This is a genomic window from Lysinibacillus xylanilyticus (assembly GCF_001708185.1).
Taxonomy (GTDB): Bacteria; Bacillota; Bacilli; order Bacillales_A; family Planococcaceae; genus Lysinibacillus; species Lysinibacillus xylanilyticus_A.
Genome location: NZ_MDDN01000003.1, coordinates 305,063 through 324,303, shown reverse-complemented (window position 1 = coordinate 324,303; position 19,241 = coordinate 305,063). Strand labels below are relative to the sequence as shown.

General features: G+C 36.6%; 16 protein-coding genes, 1 pseudogene and 1 other annotated feature. Of the genes and pseudogenes, 12 read left to right on the top strand and 5 right to left on the bottom strand.

Going from position 1 to position 19,241, the window contains the following annotated elements; all coding sequences use genetic code 11:
* Positions 1 to 22: 22 nt before the first annotated feature.
* Entirely contained in the window at positions 23 to 475 is a 453-nt protein-coding gene (locus BFJ97_RS09355; protein ID WP_068984374.1) for a VOC family protein, read from the top strand.
* Positions 476 to 663: 188 nt separating this feature from the next.
* Here the strand turns inward: BFJ97_RS09355 and BFJ97_RS09350 are convergent, their stop codons facing one another.
* Positions 664 to 1,917: a nucleoside permease gene (locus BFJ97_RS09350; RefSeq protein ID WP_068984373.1), complete on the bottom strand. Its 1,254-nt coding sequence runs from the start codon at positions 1,915 to 1,917 to the stop codon at positions 664 to 666.
* Between the two features lie 581 nt (positions 1,918 to 2,498).
* Between BFJ97_RS09350 and BFJ97_RS09345 the strand changes: the two genes are divergently transcribed.
* The 3 genes from BFJ97_RS09345 (at position 2,499) to BFJ97_RS09335 (ending at position 3,556) form a co-directional block, all read left to right on the top strand.
* Positions 2,499 to 2,717 carry a DUF3955 domain-containing protein gene (locus tag BFJ97_RS09345; RefSeq protein WP_068984372.1) on the top strand — a complete coding sequence of 73 codons (219 nt, stop codon included), beginning with the start codon at positions 2,499 to 2,501 and terminating at the stop codon, positions 2,715 to 2,717.
* A gap of 194 nt (positions 2,718 to 2,911) precedes the next feature.
* Positions 2,912 to 3,136, top strand: coding sequence for a hypothetical protein (locus BFJ97_RS09340; protein ID WP_068984371.1), 225 nt, complete (start codon positions 2,912 to 2,914; stop codon positions 3,134 to 3,136).
* Positions 3,137 to 3,340: 204 nt separating this feature from the next.
* Positions 3,341 to 3,556 carry a hypothetical protein gene (locus BFJ97_RS09335; protein ID WP_068984370.1) on the top strand — a complete coding sequence of 72 codons (216 nt, stop codon included), beginning with the start codon at positions 3,341 to 3,343 and terminating at the stop codon, positions 3,554 to 3,556.
* A 162-nt stretch (positions 3,557 to 3,718) separates the two neighbouring features.
* On the opposite strand, the gene BFJ97_RS09330 is transcribed toward BFJ97_RS09335, so the two are convergent.
* Entirely contained in the window at positions 3,719 to 4,060 is a 342-nt protein-coding gene (locus BFJ97_RS09330) for an ATPase (RefSeq protein ID WP_068984369.1), read from the bottom strand.
* Between the two features lie 665 nt (positions 4,061 to 4,725).
* Here BFJ97_RS09330 and acnA point away from each other — a divergent pair.
* Both acnA and BFJ97_RS09320 read left to right on the top strand, forming a co-directional pair.
* Positions 4,726 to 7,431, top strand: coding sequence for an aconitate hydratase AcnA (gene acnA / locus BFJ97_RS09325; protein WP_068984368.1), 2,706 nt, complete (start codon positions 4,726 to 4,728; stop codon positions 7,429 to 7,431).
* Positions 7,432 to 7,471: 40 nt separating this feature from the next.
* A complete protein-coding gene (locus BFJ97_RS09320) occupies positions 7,472 to 8,920 on the top strand; it encodes a YcdB/YcdC domain-containing protein (RefSeq protein WP_254660144.1) in 1,449 nt (482 codons plus the stop codon).
* On the opposite strand, the gene BFJ97_RS24060 is transcribed toward BFJ97_RS09320, so the two are convergent.
* Both BFJ97_RS24060 and BFJ97_RS09310 read right to left on the bottom strand, forming a co-directional pair.
* Entirely contained in the window at positions 8,917 to 9,543 is a 627-nt protein-coding gene (locus tag BFJ97_RS24060) for a hypothetical protein (RefSeq protein ID WP_139114407.1), read from the bottom strand. The two genes, BFJ97_RS09320 and BFJ97_RS24060, sit on opposite strands and share 4 nt — an antisense overlap.
* A gap of 54 nt (positions 9,544 to 9,597) precedes the next feature.
* Positions 9,598 to 10,740: an MFS transporter gene (locus tag BFJ97_RS09310; protein ID WP_068984366.1), complete on the bottom strand. Its 1,143-nt coding sequence runs from the start codon at positions 10,738 to 10,740 to the stop codon at positions 9,598 to 9,600.
* A 169-nt stretch (positions 10,741 to 10,909) separates the two neighbouring features.
* On the opposite strand from BFJ97_RS09310, the gene BFJ97_RS09305 reads away from it, so the two are divergent.
* A complete protein-coding gene (locus tag BFJ97_RS09305; protein ID WP_068984365.1) occupies positions 10,910 to 11,761 on the top strand; it encodes a LysR family transcriptional regulator in 852 nt (283 codons plus the stop codon).
* A gap of 48 nt (positions 11,762 to 11,809) precedes the next feature.
* On the opposite strand, the gene BFJ97_RS09300 is transcribed toward BFJ97_RS09305, so the two are convergent.
* The gene (locus BFJ97_RS09300) at positions 11,810 to 12,397 is read right to left on the bottom strand and encodes a DJ-1/PfpI family protein (protein ID WP_068984364.1); all 588 of its coding nucleotides are present in this window, start codon (positions 12,395 to 12,397) and stop codon (positions 11,810 to 11,812) included.
* Positions 12,398 to 12,538: 141 nt separating this feature from the next.
* Between BFJ97_RS09300 and BFJ97_RS09295 the strand changes: the two genes are divergently transcribed.
* The 5 genes and pseudogenes from BFJ97_RS09295 (at position 12,539) to ileS (ending at position 19,139) form a co-directional block, all read left to right on the top strand.
* Entirely contained in the window at positions 12,539 to 12,985 is a 447-nt protein-coding gene (locus tag BFJ97_RS09295; RefSeq protein WP_068984363.1) for an Lrp/AsnC family transcriptional regulator, read from the top strand.
* A gap of 197 nt (positions 12,986 to 13,182) precedes the next feature.
* Complete coding sequence (locus tag BFJ97_RS09290) at positions 13,183 to 13,701, top strand: sigma-70 family RNA polymerase sigma factor (protein ID WP_254660143.1); 519 nt, start codon at positions 13,183 to 13,185, stop codon at positions 13,699 to 13,701.
* Positions 13,694 to 14,656 carry a DUF3221 domain-containing protein gene (locus BFJ97_RS09285; protein ID WP_068984361.1) on the top strand — a complete coding sequence of 321 codons (963 nt, stop codon included), beginning with the start codon at positions 13,694 to 13,696 and terminating at the stop codon, positions 14,654 to 14,656. Before BFJ97_RS09290 ends, BFJ97_RS09285 begins: the two co-directional genes overlap by 8 nt.
* Before the next feature lie 174 nt (positions 14,657 to 14,830).
* Positions 14,831 to 15,676 (top strand): DUF2785 domain-containing protein, encoded by an 846-nt coding sequence (locus BFJ97_RS09280; RefSeq protein ID WP_068984360.1) that lies wholly within the window; start codon positions 14,831 to 14,833, stop codon positions 15,674 to 15,676.
* An 81-nt stretch (positions 15,677 to 15,757) separates the two neighbouring features.
* Positions 15,758 to 15,997 (top strand) — a binding site (T-box leader).
* A 52-nt stretch (positions 15,998 to 16,049) separates the two neighbouring features.
* A pseudogene (gene ileS / locus BFJ97_RS09275) lies at positions 16,050 to 19,139 on the top strand (isoleucine--tRNA ligase).
* The last annotated feature ends 102 nt before the right edge of the window (positions 19,140 to 19,241 follow it).

Genomic DNA, 19,241 nt, shown 5'->3' with positions numbered 1-19,241 from the left:
ATGAAATAGGAGAATATAGAAAATGATTAAAGGTTTATATGAAGCACATCTACCAGTTAGTAATCTAGAAAACTCGATTGTATTTTATAAAAAGTTAGGGTTAGAACTTGCATATGAAAAAGGAAAAGTTGCATTCTTTTGGATAGTTAAAGGTGAAAGCTGGTTAGGTTTATGGGAAAGTGATCGTGTCCAATTAAAATACCATCCATCAATCCGACATATAGCGTTTAAAATTGATGAAGAAGATCTTGAGCGTGTAGCAGGGTGGTTAAATTCAATTGGAATTGAAATTCGAACAGAATTTGGTTTTACTTCCGAACATCAACCTCTAGTACTACCAAACAATCCTCATGCGCATGCTGCGATCTATTTCTCAGACCCAGATGGGAATTCATTAGAATTAATTACACCATTGAGATTAGATGTTGATGAAGAATTTAAAATGATGTCTTTTGGAGAGTGGAGAAAGCGTTAAAGCCATTTAACAGCATCCTGAAGTAACTGTAGGTAGCAAGTATTTCTACTAAAGTAAAAGAGCCTTATACCAATGAACAGTAAGGCTCTTATTTGTACTTGAAAGTAAGCATTGTGGTGACATCCTTGACATCTCGAAAAGTGAACAAATTATTGGTGTTAGAGAGACAAAAGAATTCAATTCATAATCTATATTCTTTTTTGAATTTTCATTTCATTGCTGTCATTTGTATATTTAAATGTGATCGCAAAAATTATGGCTAAAACGAACGTATAGGCTCCGAAAAATAACCAAATATTTTGCCAATTCCTTACTCCGTCAACTGTGAAATAGTCAACTACTGTTCCGCTAAAGATAGCCCCCACATAGGCGCCGATTCCATTGACCATTGTGCTGAATAATCCTTGAGCGCTTGCCCGCATTCGAGGATCGGCTTCTTTTTCTACAAAAATGGCCCCCGAAATATTAAAGAAATCAAATGCACATCCGTAAACGATCATCGATAACAATAACAAGAAGAATCCTACACCGACTGGACTTCCGTATCCAAATAATGCAAAGCGTAATGTCCATGCAACCATGCTAATAAGTATTACTTTCTTAATACCAAATCTACGTAAGAAAAAAGGAATAGTCAGAATAAAGAATACTTCTGAAATTTGTGACACTGATAATAAAATAGCTGGGTATTTAACAGCAAAGCTATCCTTATATTCTGGGTTCAATGCGAAGTCGTGTAAAAAAGGATCACCAAATGTATTTGCAATTTGAAGTGCAACACCTAATAGCATTGAAAAAAGGAAAAACAATGCCATTTTTTTTTGTTTAAAAAGAATAAAAGCGTCAAGTCCCAAAAGGCTTACCAACGACTTATCCTTTATTGCATTGGAAGTTGGACAATTTGGAAGAGAAAATGAGTATAGTGCAAGTAACATCGACGCTCCACTAGCTATGAAAAGCTGAATATTACTTAATTCAAGTTTAGCAAGACTGATAATCCACATTGCAAGTATAAAACCAATTGTCCCGTAGACACGAATAGGTGGGAAGTCCTTTACAATATCAAACCCTTCTTTTTCTAGGCTAACATAAGAAATTGTGTTCGATAAGGCAAGTGTTGGCATATAAACGATTGAGTTAAAGAACATGATCCAAAACATGAAAGTTGGATCTGAAATTTGAGCAGCGACAAATAAGGTAATCGCACCGAGAAAATGTAATATTCCATATAAAATATTTGCTTTTACCCAACGATCGGCAATAATGCCTATAAGACTTGGCATAAAAATGGCAGCAAGACCAATTGAACTATACACAATTCCAACTTGTGAGCCAGTAAAATTCAACGTATTGATCATATAAGAGCCGAGTGTAACAAGCCACGATCCCCAAATAAAAAACTGCAGAAAAATCATTATTTTTAGACGTAATTTTATGTTCATTTTTTCCTCCTATAGAAGGTGATGAAGTGCTTTTTTTTTTGCGTAAAAATGGCACTAGCGCTATCCTGAGATATTTCCTTTTATAATTTGAGCTAATACTGTTGTTTTTATGAATTTTTTCATGCATTATTCGATCATCAATAATTTCTTTGTTCTTATTTGACCACGGACTCTACAACTGTGGACATACCTACAGCCTTTACTACTAATCAGATTCATACGAATTACTGTCCATTCGATGTACATGGTCTGTTGCTTGATATTCAATAGTAGGATTCCAAAGTTTTCATTTTTCCAGGGTGAAGTATTCTTTTAGCCCAACTATGATTTTTAAGTGTGATGCATAACAATAATAATTTATTGTTTTTCGATAAAAAAGTATTGACTAAGGATTAGAGTTTGGATATTATGTTTATAGAAAGTTGAGAAAGCGGTGGGGCATGAAACAGTAAGAATTGTCAAATTGGTTGAAATTTATAATTGTGTTTTGCACATTAGTATGATTTTTCGATTCAAAATTAAAACAGGATAAAACAAATAAGTCGTTAGAAAATAAACTAACTTTAATGGAGGAATATATTATGAAAATAAAATATGTAATTGCATCTACACCAATTCTTTTAGGAGTAATCTGCTTGCTTGCAAAGGCAATCATTGGAGGTAATGTAGCTGCTGATGGCACTTTAGAAGAACCTTTCTTCTTGATTCCAATTGGATATTTATTAGTTTTCTTAGGGATTGTGTCATTAGGAGGAGTGGCGATGATTTCAATGTTTAAGAAAACACAAGTTTTAAACTAATATAATGAATTCTTCTATAGCAGGCTACCAACTATAAAATATCTTTAAATTGAAATGATCAGGATTCTCTAAATGAGATCCTGGTCTTTTTTATGTATTCATCTTTAAAATTAATAAATTTGTAAGGAATGAGTAAGAAAAAAGAGAAAATAGATTCGTACTATTAAAGTACATAATGAAAGGAGAGCGAATCCGTGCTTAAACTAATGGTTGTAGTCATTTCCCTTGCATCCAGCTTTATGGCATTAGGATCTACAGTTGGGATGGGACTGAAGGTTACAAAATATTTAGCATTCATGAATATACTCTTGAAATTCGCATTTATCATTTTTTTAGCTGTTATGTTTTTCCATATATTATTGGGTGAATACAAGCATAGTGATGGTTTACCAATACTTACTTTAATGACCGTGCAGTGAGATGACTATATGGAAGAGGAGAGACATGTTACAGCAACTAAAGCAGGGATTGAAGAAATTTTGATTTTGGTTGGTATGTAAAAGGTCGATTATCGCATTCGTACTATTGAAAAAGAGGGTGCGATTTAACTTGAAGTACGGACAATCAAAGGAAGGTGCAAATGGGCAGTCATTTATCAAATCTAACTTTAAGGAGAGATTGTGATGCAATTAGAAAGTATTTTTTTCAATCCATCATTTAGTACTCCGTTTTTTATAATTTTATCAATAGTATCTATAATGATTGGATTAAGCTTGATCATTTTTGGTCTTGTAAAGCAAAAAAATGATAAAAAGAGTACGGTAGCAACAGGTTGTATTGTTTTAGGTTGTTTAATTATTATTTCACATATAATTCAAATCATTGTGAGAATAGTCTAATTTAAAAAAGGGCTGTCCTAAAAGAGGATTTTTGCTAAGGAACAGTAAATAGGGAAAGGCAGAAACGTTGATTTAACAACATTTCTGCCTTTTTAATGTCACACAAATTATTTTAAAAGAGACTTGTTGGACGATCTTAACCGTTAAGATCTGCTTTTAAAGTTAAAGAATCTGTGTTAACTCTGAGTTCACTACTCTTTGGGCAGTAATGATAACACCTGAAGCTGTTAATCCGTAAACGCTATATAATCCGCCAGGTTGATTTGGAGCAATTTCAACTTCATATTGAGCCGCGTTTCCTACGCTTGCATTTATAAAAGTAGAAGAATTAGCACCTACATTAAAAGCAGTCGTTGATAGTAATTGTCTAGTACCGTTCAGTCTAAAAACTCTGATGAATCCGGAAAGTAAGCCTCCAGTGAGATTGAGGACTTTAATACGAACGCTAGCAGCATCAGCTGGTAGATTTCCTGTGTTTTCAATTGGACCAGTAGTTAAAGGCATTTGAAATTCACCTCCTTGCCAAATCAAAGTTTTATAATCTGCAGATTACATTTTTATAGTATTCAAACTCTATTGAATTGCTTTAGTCATATTAATCAATTTGTTATAAATTAAAGGGAAATGTGAGTGGTTTAAAGGAAGAATAATTTAAGATAAATCTGGAGTCCGTGAGAAGAAACATATACTAAGCCTAGTTTCTAATTGAAAACAACCGATATTTTTTTATCATCAAATATACAAAAGGTATATTAACCTAGTGACATTCTGAAATCATTGATTCGTGTTTTTTGATAATATGTGTAACGAGCGGCGCTGGTTATGTGGGTATTCAAAATAAATCTTGCTAGGATGGAATTTTAATGATCGTCGTAGTAAAATAATTAACAAAGAACCCGTAAAATAGACGGTCCATTCAGAAACTCCAGTTAAAAACATTCACATTCAAATGTATAAAAATATCCTTTCAGCAAAACCTTCATATTATGCACAACTAAAAATCAAATGCATTAGATTAGAAATTAAGGTCATAAGAATTACTTATTGAAAAAGATAATATTAATGTAATTTACTTATGAATATTAATGCGTTATCATGGGTATTGGAGAAAAGATGCTTTAATTTTTTTAAATAGGCCTTTTCAAAAAGATATTTAGGGGGATCCGCAAATGGCACAAGGTAATTTACACAACAGCCGCGCATCATTCGAAGTTAATGGTAAAACTTATAATTATTATGACTTAGCTGCGATTGAAAAAGCTGGCGTTGCAAAAGTTTCAAACCTTCCTTACTCAATCAAAGTATTATTAGAATCTGTTTTACGTCAATATGATGCATATGTTATCAAAGAAGAGCACGTAAACGAATTAGCAAAATGGGGTAACGGTGCAGATCCAGAAGCAGAAGTACCATTCAAACCTTCTCGCGTTGTATTACAAGACTTTACTGGTGTACCAGTAGTAGTTGACCTTGCATCTCTTCGTTCAGCAATGAAAGAAATGGGCGGCGACCCAAGCAAAATCAACCCTGCTATTCCAGTTGACCTTGTAATTGACCACTCAGTACAAGTTGACAAATACGGTAATGCATCTGCATTAGCAGCAAACATGGACCTTGAATTCGAACGTAACGCTGAGCGTTATAACTTCTTAAAATGGGCTCAAACTGCTTACAACAACTTCCGTGCTGTACCACCAGCAACTGGTATCGTTCACCAAGTAAACTTAGAGTATTTAGCTCCAGTTGTACACGTAAACGAAAATACAGACGGTACATTCGAAACATTCCCAGACTCAGTAGTAGGTACTGACTCACATACAACAATGATCAACGGTATCGGCGTTCTTGGATGGGGCGTTGGTGGTATCGAAGCTGAAGCAGGTATGCTTGGTCAACCTTCATACTTCCCAATCCCAGAAGTTATCGGTGTTAAATTAGTTGGCGATCTTCCAAACGGAACTACTGCTACTGACTTAGCATTAAAAGTAACTCAAGTATTACGTCAACGTGGCGTAGTTGGTAAATTCGTTGAGTTCTTCGGACCTGGCGTAACTAAATTACCACTAGCTGACCGTGCGACAATCTCTAACATGGCTCCTGAATATGGTGCTACATGTGGTTTCTTCGCAATTGACGAAGAATCATTAAACTACATGCGTTTAACTGGTCGTGACGAAGAGCACATCGCGGTTGTAGAATCTTACTTAAAAGCTAACCACATGTTCTTCGATCCAACTTTAGAGCCAGTTTACACTGACGTATTAGAAGTAAACTTATCTGAAATCGAACCAAACCTTTCTGGTCCAAAACGTCCACAAGACTTAATTCCACTATCTCAAATGCGTACTCGTTACAAAGAAGCAGTAGTGGCACCACAAGGTACACAAGGTTTCGGTTTAACTGATGCTGAATTCGCTAAAACATCTGTAGCTAAATTTGCTGAAGGTGATGTAGAAATCCCAACAGGTGCTGTAGCAATCGCTGCCATCACTTCTTGTACAAATACATCTAACCCATACGTATTAATCGCTGCTGGTTTAGTTGCGAAAAAAGCTGTAGAAAAAGGCCTAACAGTGCCTAAATGGGTAAAAACTTCTTTAGCACCAGGTTCTAAAGTAGTAACTGGTTACCTTGAAGATTCAGGTTTACAAACATACCTTGACCAAATCGGCTTCAACACTGTAGGTTACGGTTGTACAACATGTATCGGTAACTCAGGTCCATTACTTCCTGAAATCGAAGAAGCTATCAAAGATAACGACTTATTCGTAACATCAGTTCTTTCTGGTAACCGTAACTTCGAAGGTCGCGTACACCCACTTGTAAAAGCTAACTACTTAGCTTCACCACCACTTGTTGTTGCTTATGCACTTGCTGGTACTGTGGATGTTGACCTACAAAAAGATTCATTCGGTAAAGACAAAGATGGCAACGAAGTATTCTTCGCTGATATCTGGCCTACAACTGAAGAAGTTAACGCTGTATTAGGTACTGTAGTTAACCGTGAATTATTCCAAAAAGAATACGAAACTGTATTCACAGCGAACGAAAAATGGAATGCAATTGAAACATCAACGGAGTCTCTATACACATTTGATGATAAATCAACTTACATCCAAAACCCACCATTCTTCCAAGGTCTTGCGAAAGAGCCAGAAGCTATTAAAGGCTTAGACGGCTTACGCATTATGGCGAAGTTCGGTGACTCAATTACAACTGACCATATTTCTCCAGCTGGTGCAATCGGTAAAGATACACCTGCAGGTAAATATTTAATCGAAAACGGTGTTGCAATCCGTGACTTCAACTCATACGGTTCTCGTCGTGGTAACCACGAAGTTATGATGCGTGGTACATTTGCAAACATCCGTATCCGTAACCAAGTTGCTCCTGGTACAGAGGGTGGATTCACTACTTACTGGCCAACAGGCGAAGTAGAGTACATCTATGACGCATGTATGAAATACCAAGAGCAAGGTACTGGCTTAGTAGTACTTGCTGGTAACGACTACGGTATGGGTTCTTCTCGTGACTGGGCTGCGAAAGGTACATTCCTACTTGGCGTGAAAACTGTTATCGCACAATCTTACGAGCGTATCCACCGTTCTAACTTAGTAATGATGGGTGTTCTTCCACTTCAATTCATGCCAGGTGAATCAGCTGAAACTTTAGGCTTAACTGGTAAAGAAGAAATCTCTGTTAACATTACTGACAGCGTAAAACCACGTGAAATCTTAACAGTTACTGCTAAATCTGAAGACGGTTCAGTTAAAACTTTCCAAGCTTTAGCTCGTTTCGACTCAGAGGTAGAAGTAGACTACTACCGTCATGGTGGTATCCTTCAAATGGTACTTCGCGCAAAAGCTGCTGAGTAATCATTTAAATATAAAAACCGATCTCTTAGGAGGTCGGTTTTTGTCTATACATAGAAAAAAATTCGTATTGGGGGGCTTTGTTTTGCACAAAGGTGAACTAAAAGAACGGGCTTTATCAATGGTTCCATTAACAAGTCATTATAAACTAATGATAGAAGAGTATTCTGAAGATAAAATTGTGATGTTTTCGTGGGTAAATGAACAACAAGATGAAAGTATGACTGTAGAATTAGATTGCACTGGAAACCTCATATACTTATCAATTGAAAAAAATGATTCTGTTTCTGAGGCTGATCCTTTATCTATTGATGAAAAAAGAAAAAGTGCCGAACAATTTTTACTTAGTCATTATCCATCTGCACTGGAAGATTTAACGTTTTCAAAAGCTAAAGAACTATCTGGAGTGGAACGTTTTTATTTTGAACAGATTGTTATGGATTTACCGTTAGAACATGCTGGTTGTTTTATAGATGTTGATGCAATGGGTAATATTGTCAGATTTAAATACAACGGAGTGAAAACGAGTCCTGAAATCCCTTCAAAGCTAGTTTCTAAGGAAGCTTTAATGGAGCATGTACGAAATACATTAATGCTACAACTAGAAATTACAAATCTAAGTCATGGTGTTTACAATGTGAAGAAAGACGGACTTTATCTAGTTTATGAAGTAAATTCAATTTTTAAGTATCATGCAGATTCTCTAGAACCATCATTAACGATTGTTCATGATGAAAATGAGCCTGAAAGTTATGCTGCTCTTCCTCCTTTGCCAACTAACTTAATTGCCAAAGAATTTACGAAGGAAGCAATCATTGGCATAACAGATGAACTGGAGCTGATTCGAGAAGTAGACATGGGACCAGAGATAGGGATTGTGTGGCGTAAGTGGGATTGGGAGATGAGCGATAAAGATTTATCGATAAATAGCTTTTTTAAAATGCGGTCAGAAGATACAGTAAAAGCTATGATTTCAAAGAAAACTGGTAAAATACGAAGCTTTGGTTGGCTGCATGAACGTTTAGGAAATCTACAGCTTAGTCAAGAAGTATGTTATCAAATAGCAATAGACTTTTTACTGAAAATAATTCCTGATTACTATCCGTATCTTCAACGATTAATTCAAGAAGATGAGGAAGAGGATGAAAGAAAATCAAAATCATTTATATTCCATGCCCATAATCAAGGTATAGCTACTCTTGATATGGTTATCGTCGTTGTGAATCGTACAACAGGTCAGATTGATTATTATAGTGGACCAAATTTTGATATGGATGAACTTAGCCAAATTCCTACAGTTCCAGCTATTTCTATGGAAGAAGCGTATCGTCAATTTCTAGAAAATGTCGATTTTCAATTGGCTTGGGACAAAAATTACGATGATGACAAAGAGTCCTATCACCTTGTCTATCAAGCTTGTGATCGGCATACTAGATCACCTATCCGGTATATTGACGCGACTACTGGCGAAATTATTGTCAGTAACGTTTAACTTTTTTCGGTGGATTGTTTTTTGTTGGCTGATGAGTAATCATATAAAATATAAAACCGATTTCCTGGGAAGTCGGTTTTTTTATCCATTCCTTGGTCAGTATAGAAATCAATTAAGTAGCGAATAGAACTTCTGAAATGGCGAATAGAACTATGAGTGATGGATAGAACCTCCGAAATCGTGGATAGAACTGCTGAAATGATGGATAGAACCTCCGAAATCGTGGATAGAAACGCCAAAGTGACGGATAGGGTCTTTAAAGTGTGGCTGAAGTGGTAGAAAGAATCATCAGAGCGACGGATGGAACCATCGAAACGACGGAAAGAACGGCTAAACCGACGAAAGAATCTCCAACGACGGAAGGTTCCTTCGAAGTGACGGAAAGAATCATCAGAGCGACGGATGGAACCATCGAAACGACGGAAAGAACGGCTAAACCGACGGAAAGAATCTCCAACGACGGAAGATCCCATCGAAGTGACCGAAAGAATCGTCAGAGCGACGGATGGAACCATCAAAACGACGGAAAGAACGGCTAAACCGACGGAAAGAAATGCAAAACGACGGAAAGCCTCACCTTGAAAAGAAGGATAGAAACACAAAATAGCGATTCTAACCATCAAAGTGACGAATAGGATCATCAAATCCATAGTTAGAACCGCAATTATTAAATAAGTTTAAACGCGAAATTTGCCCTTCAAACTATAAAACTGTAAACAAATTGCGAATGACATAGAAATAACGGCGAAATAAATCAATGTTATAGTTCCCATCTGTAAGGACAATACAATTCCACCTAAGCTTGCACCAATTGCGCTTCCTAAATAATTTACAGAACTGTTTAATGCCACTGCCGAACTCCCGTTGTTCGGCTGATATGATAGTAAAATATGTTGTTGAGGTGCTACACATGCCCAACCCATTGCTCCCCAGACAAAGAACGGTAAGTACTTTAATATAGGTAAGTTAATCATTAATGGTAAACAAATTATGGATAAAGTTAAAGTAAATAAAATGATTGTAACCAAAGTTTTTGGTTTTCCGAAATAGTCGATTAAGTAACCGATCATTATACTTCCAACCAGCCCACCTAATCCCCATGCCCAAAGATATATCGTTAAGTTACTTGAGCTTGCTATTTCTTCTAATAGGGGAGATAGATATGTATACAATCCTAGGCTTGCAACACTGGCGAAAAATGTTATACCTACAGTTATAGTTACTCTTCTATCGAGGAACATCTTTAATCGTTCGTTAAGTGCAGGGGGAGGCATTGTTGGAAAATCGGGCAGGAAAATATACATACATAAAACAGCAATGACACCGATCATAACTAATAGCCAAAGTGTTACTTTCCAATCAAATAAGTTTGATATATAGATGCCTAAGGGAACGCCAAGCACTGTTCCCATACTCATTCCTCCAATAGTCAACCCTAGAGCGCTCCCTCTCTTTTCACTAGAAACGAACTTTGAAGAGGCCGCAACAGCTAATGGTGAAAATAAACCAGCACCTGTCCCTGCAATTGCTCTCGATAGTAGAAGAATAGAAAAGGTCGGTGCTAAAGCTGTAATGCTATTCGCTATTGTGAAGATAAGCATTGACCATATTAAGATTTTTTTTATTGGTTTTCCCGCGAGTAAAGAAGAAAATAACGGCGCTGAGATAGCGTAAAATAATGTAAAAATGCTCACAGCCTGGCCGACTTGTGATGTGCTTTTTTGATACGTATCGCTAATTCCTGGAAGAAGACCTGCAATTACATAGGCATCAAAGCCAAGTGCAAACATACCGAAAGATAATAATAAAACATTTTTCATATATTGAACCTCCATAAAATATTAAAGATGTTAAGTATAGACGACCTATAACGTTATGTTATAATCGAAGCACCTTTTATATTTAATAGGTTACTAGAAAAACAAGAATATGGAACAATCACTATTTTATAAGGGTATAACAAATCGTTATAGGATGTGGAGGAATATAATGAATGTAGAATGGTTACACAGTTTTATTGCTGCAGCCAATCAGAAAAGTTTTTCAAAAGCTGCTCAAATCACTAATCTTTCTCAACCGGCACTAAGTAAACATATACGAAACCTAGAGAATAATCTTGGCATCGAGCTATTTCTTAGGACATCCATTGGTATTGAATTAACTGAGGCTGGCGAACGTTTTTACACTCGCATTACACCAGTTTTGACTGAAATAACAGCTATTCGTGAAGAATTACAGCAATTTAGTCAGAGCAACCCAATTGCAATTGGTGGTCTGCCTAGCTTAGCAACTTACTATTTGCCAAACAAGATGAATGAACTTAAGCAACTAGATCGGCCTATAACATTAATGATTCAAAATACTTCAAATGAACTGTTGCAATCTTTACAAAAAGGTAGACTTGATGCAGTCTTTGTGGATGTGAAATATTCCGAAGAATCTTTGTGGAGTTGCGAGTTGTTTACGGAGCCTTACTATGCTGTGTTTCCGTTGAATCATCGTTTTAATTCAAGAACAGCAGTGGATCTGGAAGAATTGTGTGAGGAGCCGCTTATTGTTCATCAAGCTCCTTGTGATTCAAGGAAGGATATAGTAGAACAAATACAAGCGCTTGGCTATAAGCCTAATATCAAAAGTGAAGTGAACTTTGGCGATTTTATTTTTGGGGCTATAACGTCAGGTATGGGGATTACAATTGTACCAGAGTTACTGGCTAAAAATATCGGTCATCTTCAGCTTTTTGCCTTACCGATCAATAATTTTGGGAGAACTAGAACAATTTCATTGGTTACGAAAAATAAAGAATTTGGAGCGAAATTATATCAATTAATATCAAATTAAATAGAATGAAGCTGTCTCAACTAAACGCCTTAAGACAGCTTCAATTTTTTATGAGTTAAACCCCATTAAATCCTTTACCTTTTTTGTATTTTCCGCGGAGGTCAGCATTTCCAGTAAGCGGAATGCAACGTCGAATGCAGTGCCAGGATTTGAAGATGTAATAATATGCCCAGTTTGAACAATCCGTTCATTCTCGATATCTGCACCATAAGATTGTAGCTGACCTAATCGTTTACTAGTTGGATGATTATAAGTTGTAGCTTTTCGATTATGTAGTATTCCGCTATGACCTAGAATTAGGGAAGCTACACAAATCGTAGCAATAGGTTTTTTATGTTCATCAAAATGACGAACAATTGCCTGAAATTCCTCACTAAAGGCATCATCATAAAAGCCAGCTTCCTCAAACCCTCCAGGAATCGCTAGAGCATCAAAGTCCTCTAATGAAATTTCGTGAAGTAATTTTTCTGGGGTAACGTTAAAGTTCCATGTACATTGCAATTGCTGATGCAATCCTACTGTCACGACCTCTGTTGTGCCGTCACCTTCCCACTTATTCCAGCCAAGTACATCTGTAAAAACACTCGCTTCTACAGCTTCAAATCCATTTGCTAATAGTAATAAAATTTTTTTCATATTGTTTTGCCTCCTTTTGTACGTTTAATTGTAGTGAATAAAGCTTTACATTTACAGAAGCTGTATAATGTAATTTGAATGATTTGCTTTATAATAAAAGGAATTTTAATTAATCTAATTTATAAAAAAAGGTGGATACATATGGACCAAATAGATACTGAAATTTTACAGCAATTACAGCAAAATGCGAAAATCTCGATGAAGGAATTAGCGGCGACGGTTCATTTATCATCTCCAGCTGTTATTGAACGTGTAAGAAAACTGGAAGAGCAGGGGATTATTGAAGGTTATAGAGCAAAAGTAAATTTAAAAAAGATCAATCGTGATATTCAAGCTATTATTTTATTTAAATCAATTGATTGTAAAAGTCTTTCGGATTTTTGTAACGCACATCCCGATGTCCTTGAATGCTATCGGGTAGCGGGGGAAATTAGTTATATTGTAAAAATTGCAACTAATTCAGTGGAAACATTAGAGCAATTTATCGATGATGCGATGCCTTATGGAACGCCTTCAACGAATATTGTGCTGTCTTCAACTGAAAAAACGGTCATTACGCCTTTTTCCGATAAAAATTTAGAAGAATGAGTCTGGAATTGCTCGGGTAGCAAAGGGATACGCTCAGGAAAAGCCCTTATTTGCTCGGATAAGGAAGGAGAACAGCATAGCACATCGATTCATACATTCTCGGAAACCTAAAATCAAGAATTTTTTTTAAAAAAATACAGAAAAAGCAAACCTCTATACTGTGAGCACCGTTTATAGGGCAGAGAGGGGGAGAGATGTTGCTTGAAATTAAAGAACTCGAAGAAATAATGCAGCAGCATACAGAAAGGCTCATCCGACTAGCCTTTTATTACGTCAAGGATTTACAAAGTGCCGAAGATATCGTGCAAGATGTATTTATTAAATTTTACGATAATCAGCAAAACTATGAAGAAAGAGGAGAATTACGGGCCTATTTATCGAAGCTCGTCATTAACAAAAGTAAAGACTATTTACGCAGTTGGACATACCGTAAAATACAAGTGCAACAGAAGATTTTTGCCAAGCAGGCTGTCACGAAAAGGGACATGCTAGTGCAGCAAGACGAACAAACTTTAATCGAAAACGCCATCTTAGTACTACCATTAAAACAGCGCGAGGTCCTCATTTATTTTTATTTTGAGGAAATGCCTGTTATTGAAATTGCCGAGCTTTTAAGTATTCCGGAGAGTACGGTGAAAACAAGGCTACGTCGTGGACGAAAGCTATTAAAGCCAAAGCTTCAGCATATTGAATGGGAGGTCCTACTGCATGAGTAAAGTCGATGTGAGGGTATTAAAGGATTTAACTGAAAGCAAAAAACGTGTTATGACCAATGTTGTACAGCATTTAGAACAGCGTGAGATGAAAAAAAGGTCTTGGCGTTGGCAATATAGTGTAATGTCTATAATATTGACAGTTTGTATTGGTATATTTCTGTATACCCAATTCAGTGGAAGTCAGGAGCAATCAGCAAGTATACCAATTGTTTTTGATGAAAAGTTATTAAAATTCTCTCTGGGAATAGATCCTGAGGAAAAGGATCCAATAGTAACGTCTGATGAAAAACTAGAATTTGAATCCTATTTACAGTTGGAATCTTTATATGCTTACGCACAATCAAAGGGGATAGTACCTACTCAAGAAAAAATAGATAAAGAGCTTGAAACATTGATTGAACTTAGTATAAATGAGAACAATGCGAAATTCACTGAACAATTGGAGAAGGTGAATCTTACAAAAGAAGAATATATTGAACAATACACTAAACCAATGAATTATAAATATACTACTATCAATTCACTATTAGATCAGGAAAAAAATCAATACAAAGACGTAGAAAGAATGATGCTACTTTTCCTAGTGGAAAGAGATGCTTTGAACTATTTTGAAGAACATTATAGTCAAGAAATAGCATACCTACGTGAAAAATATGATATTCCAGTGGGCGAAAAAGGAATCCATTCAAAACGTGGGGCAGTCGTAGCAATCAAAGAACATGAATTTTTAGTCGTTTCACATGCTGATGAATCAAATATTGGGAAATTATCAATAGATGAAATCGTACAAAAACATGGTAATGGTACGTGGTTCCCATTAATTGATGTTCCTAAAACATTGTCACCTGGCGATTATGTAGAAGTTAAATATAGCATGGATCTCAGGAAAAATGATAATTCTATAATAAGGATTGGGGATTTAGATAGCATGGAAATACTGGAAGAATACCCATGAATCAAGGCTAGACATTCAAAAGCTTCAAGAATGTCTAGCTTTTTTTAGAAAGCTGTTTTTACATGTGCATTATGGTACAATTATTGTAAGTATTTGTATAATCAGGGGGGAGTAGTAAAGGATGAATATGCAAGTTCTTACCAAAACTAATAGGTATGGGGAGAAAGATCGAATATGATACTAAATAAAAACTTACTGAAGGAAATTGAATTAAAAAAAATATTAACAGATATAAGCAGTGGAAATAAAACGTGGCAACAAGAAGACCAAACACATCTCGTACAATCAATGCTGCTACATATCGGCTCACTAGATAGTGAACTACGAGATAACTTAATTTATGGATCGTTTTATGAATTGATCCATGAAAAAAACTTACTAGAGCATTCGCTTTTAACGGAGCTTTTAGAGGATTCTTTGAATAATTTATTATGTAAGGGTATTGAAGAAAGTGAATCAGATTTAGTTTTTACCCGTACATTTACGTCGCTATTAATCGCCCTAATATTATTTAGAGATAACGCAGACGATTTTTTATCCCAACAGAAAATCGCTGATTGTAAAGATAAAGTACTAGCTTATTTAGCGGCAGAAAAGGATGTAAGAGGCTACGTGCCGGTGAAAGGGTGGGCTCATAGTGTTGCCCATATGGCTGATGCAATCGATGAATTGGTGAAAAATCCGAAATTAAATAAAGCCTCTTATAGTGAAATTGTAAGCGCATTATACAACGTCGTTTTGCAAGAAAATCATGCTTTCATACATAATGAAGATGAACGGATTTTAGTACCTATTTTCACAATGCTTGAGCATGGTTTAGAGGAGCAAGAGATCATTAGATTACTGCAAGAATTACCTGCAACTTTAAAAGTAAAAAAAGAACAGCTCGATGTACAGCATCACAGAATTTTAGTTTTTAACTGTAAATCCTTTGTGAAAAGCTTTTATATTAAAACAAATGGGAAGCCTAAGTTCGCTACTCTTCATAAATGCATCGAAGCATGTCTCGATGAATTATAGGGAAATTACTACCAATATTAGTACTTTGAAATTATTGACAGACAAATGTTAGTTTGTTAAGATGAGTGACAATAAAAGCATACAAATTCGTTGATGAGAAAGAGTAGTGTTTCATTTTGTTCTACAGAGAGCCGACATAATGGTGGAAGTCGGTGTGCACATGATACATGAAGATCCTCTCTGAGAAGATTGGCTGAACATAGTAAGCTAATCCGGGTGTCTACCGTTAAAAAGAACACGTATGATTGTACGTTGCTGAGTGCTATTGAACGTTGATTCAATAGAATTAGGGTGGTATTCGCGGTTAACCCCGTCCCTTGCTTGGGACGGGGTTTTTGTATGCCTTTTATACATTTGTATAGGAGGGAATTACATGCAAGGTGAAAAGAAAAAAGAAACGGCTGTAGAGAGGGAAACGAGGATTCGCCAGTTGTGGGAACAAGAAAAAACGTTCCAAGCATCTGTTGCGAATCGTGCTGGTCATAAGCCCTTTGTATTTTACGAAGGCCCACCAACAGCAAATGGATTACCACATGTAGGTCACGCATTTGGCAGAACAATTAAGGATGTCGTGGCTCGTTATAAAACGATGCAAGGGTATTTAGTTGAACGGAAAGCTGGCTGGGATACACATGGTTTGCCTGTGGAACTCGGTGTGGAAAAAAAACTAGGTATCTCTGGGAAGCAAGAGATTGAAGAATATGGTGTTGAACAATTCATTCAGGAGTGTAAAGGAAGTGTCTTTACCTATGAGAAAAAGTGGCGTTCCTTTACAGAAGAGCTTGGCTATTGGATTGACATGGATGACCCATATTTAACGCTAAGTAATGACTACATCGAATCTGTTTGGCATATTTTAAGTCACGTGCACAAGGAAAAGCTTTTATATAAGGGGCACCGTGTCTCACCATATTGCCCTAGCTGTCAAACTTCCTTAAGTTCTCATGAAGTAGCGCAAGGATACAAGGATGTAAAGGATTTATCTGTCACGGCAATGTTTAAGCTGAAGGATCGAGATGAATATTTTCTAGGCTGGACAACGACTCCATGGACATTACCTGCCAATGTTGCATTAGCCATGAATCCTAAGCTCATGTATGTTCGAGTGAAGCAGCACGATAAAGTCTATATTTTAGCAAAATCACTAGTGAATAAAGTTTTTGCTGATTCTGTTGAAGTGTTAAGTGAACATGAAGGGCGTGAATTTGAAGGTGTATCGTACACCCCACCATTTTCCTATGTAACAGTTGAGAAGGGGCATGTCGTTTTACTAGCGGATTATGTTACAGAGCATAGTGGAACTGGAATCGTCCATATCGCACCTGCATACGGGTAGGACGATTATAAAACGGTTCAGCAAAATGGGCTATCGTTTGTCAATGTTGTTGATTTAAAGGGCTGCTATACAGAAGAGGTTCCGGAGCTTGCAGGTAAATTTGTGAAAGATTGTGATGTCGATATTATAAAAATACTCGCTAAAAAGGAGCTATTGTTTGATAAGGAGAAATATGAACATAGCTATCCTCATTGCTGGCGCTGTGATTCACCATTGCTTTATTATGCAACTGACAGCTGGTTTATCAACATGTCTGCATTAAAAGACCAGCTTTTACAAAATAATGACCAAGTAACGTGGTATCCTGAGCACATTAAATATGGTCGATTTGGAAACTTTTTAGAAAACTTAGTGGACTGGAATATTAGTCGTCATCGCTATTGGGGTACGCCACTTAATGTGTGGGTTTGTCAGGATTGTCATCATGAAGAGGCACCAAATAGTCTAGCTGCCTTAAAAGAATTAGCAAAGGGTACTTTACAGGATATTGAACTTCATAAGCCGTATATCGACGAGGTTGTGTGTACTTGTCCTAATTGTAGTGGTGAAATGGAACGTACACCAGAAGTGATTGATGTATGGTTTGACAGTGGTTCCATGCCGTTTGCTCAGCAACATTATCCTTTTGGAAATCTTAAAACTTTTAATAGTCAATTCCCTGCTGATGTTGTTATCGAAGGCATCGACCAGACACGAGGCTTTTTCTATAGTTTATTAGCTGTATCGACATTATTTACTGGAAAGGCACCTTATAAAAATATCCTTTCATTAGGGCATGTATTAGATGAACATGGACAGAAAATGTCGAAAAGTAAAGGAAATGCATTAGAGCCAGTTGAATTAATTCAACAGTATGGGGCAGATGCTCTAAGATGGGCGTTTTTAGTAGACAGTTCTCCTTGGAATCCTAAACGCTTCTCAAAGAAAATTGTGATGGATGCGAAGTCAAAGCTAGTCGATACGCTAGATCATACGTTCAAGTTTTATCAGCTTTATGCAGAAATAGATGGCTTCCAGTACGATGCTACCAATACTGGCACACGCACAAAGTTAGATGATTGGATCGTGTCACGCTTACATCATACCATTCAGCTTGTGACAACTTGTATGGATGCTTATCAATTCACACAGGCAACACGTGAAATTGGCAAGCTTGTGGAAGAGCTAAGTAACTGGTACATTCGACGCTCAAGAGCAAGATTTTGGGCAAATGGGCTGTCAGAGGATAAACGAGGAGCCTTTAGTACGCTGTATGAATTACTCACAGCAATTTGTCAATTATTAGCTCCATTTACACCGTTTATTGCCGAGGATTTATATCGACAATTATCCGGAAAAAGTGTGCATTTACAAGACTACCCGCACTACAACGAAGCACTCGTGAATGCTAAGCTTGAAAAAGAAATGGCCAATATTTTAACAATTGTAGAACTAGGCCGAAGCATACGTAATAGTCAAAGCATTAAGGTGAAGCAGCCTTTAAGTGCAATCATTGTTTCTGTTGATGGGGAGCTAACTGATTATCAACCGTATAGCGAGCTCATTCAAGATGAATTAAATATGAAAGAATGCATTTGGACAAATGATTTCTCAGCATACAAAACCGTTCAATATAAGCTTAATTTTAAAACAGCAGGTGCGACATTTGGAGCTAAAGTGAACAAAGTAAAAGATTACGTAATGAATTTAAGTGAAGAGGAGAAAAATTTATTACAGCAAACGGGATCAGTTATGTTAACAATTGATGGAGAATTGGTAACATTATTAAAAGCGCATGTGTTAACTGAATCTATTGTGAAAGAACATTACATCTTAGCAGAAGATGCTGCATGTCGAGTCCTTTTGAATATACAGCTGACAACTAGCTTACTTGATGAGGGGCAAATTAGAGAGCTAATTCGCACAATTCAAGATACACGGAAAAAATGGAAACTTCCTGTTGAACAGTATGTATCGATTTCGATTGATGGAAGTTCCAAAGTAACAACGATCATTCAGCGGCACGAATCGTTATTGAAAGCAAATGTATTGTTAAAAGATATTCACTATGTAAGTGATTGCAATGGTGAACGGTATTTGCAAACTGAAGTGTTTGGTGAAAAGGTAACCGTATATTTTAAGCTGTGAAAACAATATTACTCAGGTCAGCAGAAGAAGTGATCAGGTAATCTCGGGAACGGATCGGTTCAGTAGGAGAAGTGATCGGGTAATCCCCCTCAAACGCTCTTT

What these genes read in the sequence shown, in the direction of transcription:
- BFJ97_RS09355 (WP_068984374.1), top strand. Translation starts at nt 23, where the DNA reads ATGATTAAAGGTTTATATGAAGCACATCTACCAGTTAGTAATCTAGAA.
- BFJ97_RS09350 (WP_068984373.1), bottom strand. Translation starts at nt 1,917, where the DNA reads ATGAACATAAAATTACGTCTAAAAATAATGATTTTTCTGCAGTTTTTT.
- BFJ97_RS09345 (WP_068984372.1), top strand. Translation starts at nt 2,499, where the DNA reads ATGAAAATAAAATATGTAATTGCATCTACACCAATTCTTTTAGGAGTA.
- BFJ97_RS09335 (WP_068984370.1), top strand. Translation starts at nt 3,341, where the DNA reads ATGCAATTAGAAAGTATTTTTTTCAATCCATCATTTAGTACTCCGTTT.
- BFJ97_RS09330 (WP_068984369.1), bottom strand. Translation starts at nt 4,060, where the DNA reads ATGCCTTTAACTACTGGTCCAATTGAAAACACAGGAAATCTACCAGCT.
- acnA (WP_068984368.1), top strand. Translation starts at nt 4,726, where the DNA reads ATGGCACAAGGTAATTTACACAACAGCCGCGCATCATTCGAAGTTAAT.
- BFJ97_RS09310 (WP_068984366.1), bottom strand. Translation starts at nt 10,740, where the DNA reads ATGAAAAATGTTTTATTATTATCTTTCGGTATGTTTGCACTTGGCTTT.
- BFJ97_RS09305 (WP_068984365.1), top strand. Translation starts at nt 10,910, where the DNA reads ATGAATGTAGAATGGTTACACAGTTTTATTGCTGCAGCCAATCAGAAA.
- BFJ97_RS09300 (WP_068984364.1), bottom strand. Translation starts at nt 12,397, where the DNA reads ATGAAAAAAATTTTATTACTATTAGCAAATGGATTTGAAGCTGTAGAA.
- BFJ97_RS09295 (WP_068984363.1), top strand. Translation starts at nt 12,539, where the DNA reads ATGGACCAAATAGATACTGAAATTTTACAGCAATTACAGCAAAATGCG.
- BFJ97_RS09285 (WP_068984361.1), top strand. Translation starts at nt 13,694, where the DNA reads ATGAGTAAAGTCGATGTGAGGGTATTAAAGGATTTAACTGAAAGCAAA.
- BFJ97_RS09280 (WP_068984360.1), top strand. Translation starts at nt 14,831, where the DNA reads ATGATACTAAATAAAAACTTACTGAAGGAAATTGAATTAAAAAAAATA.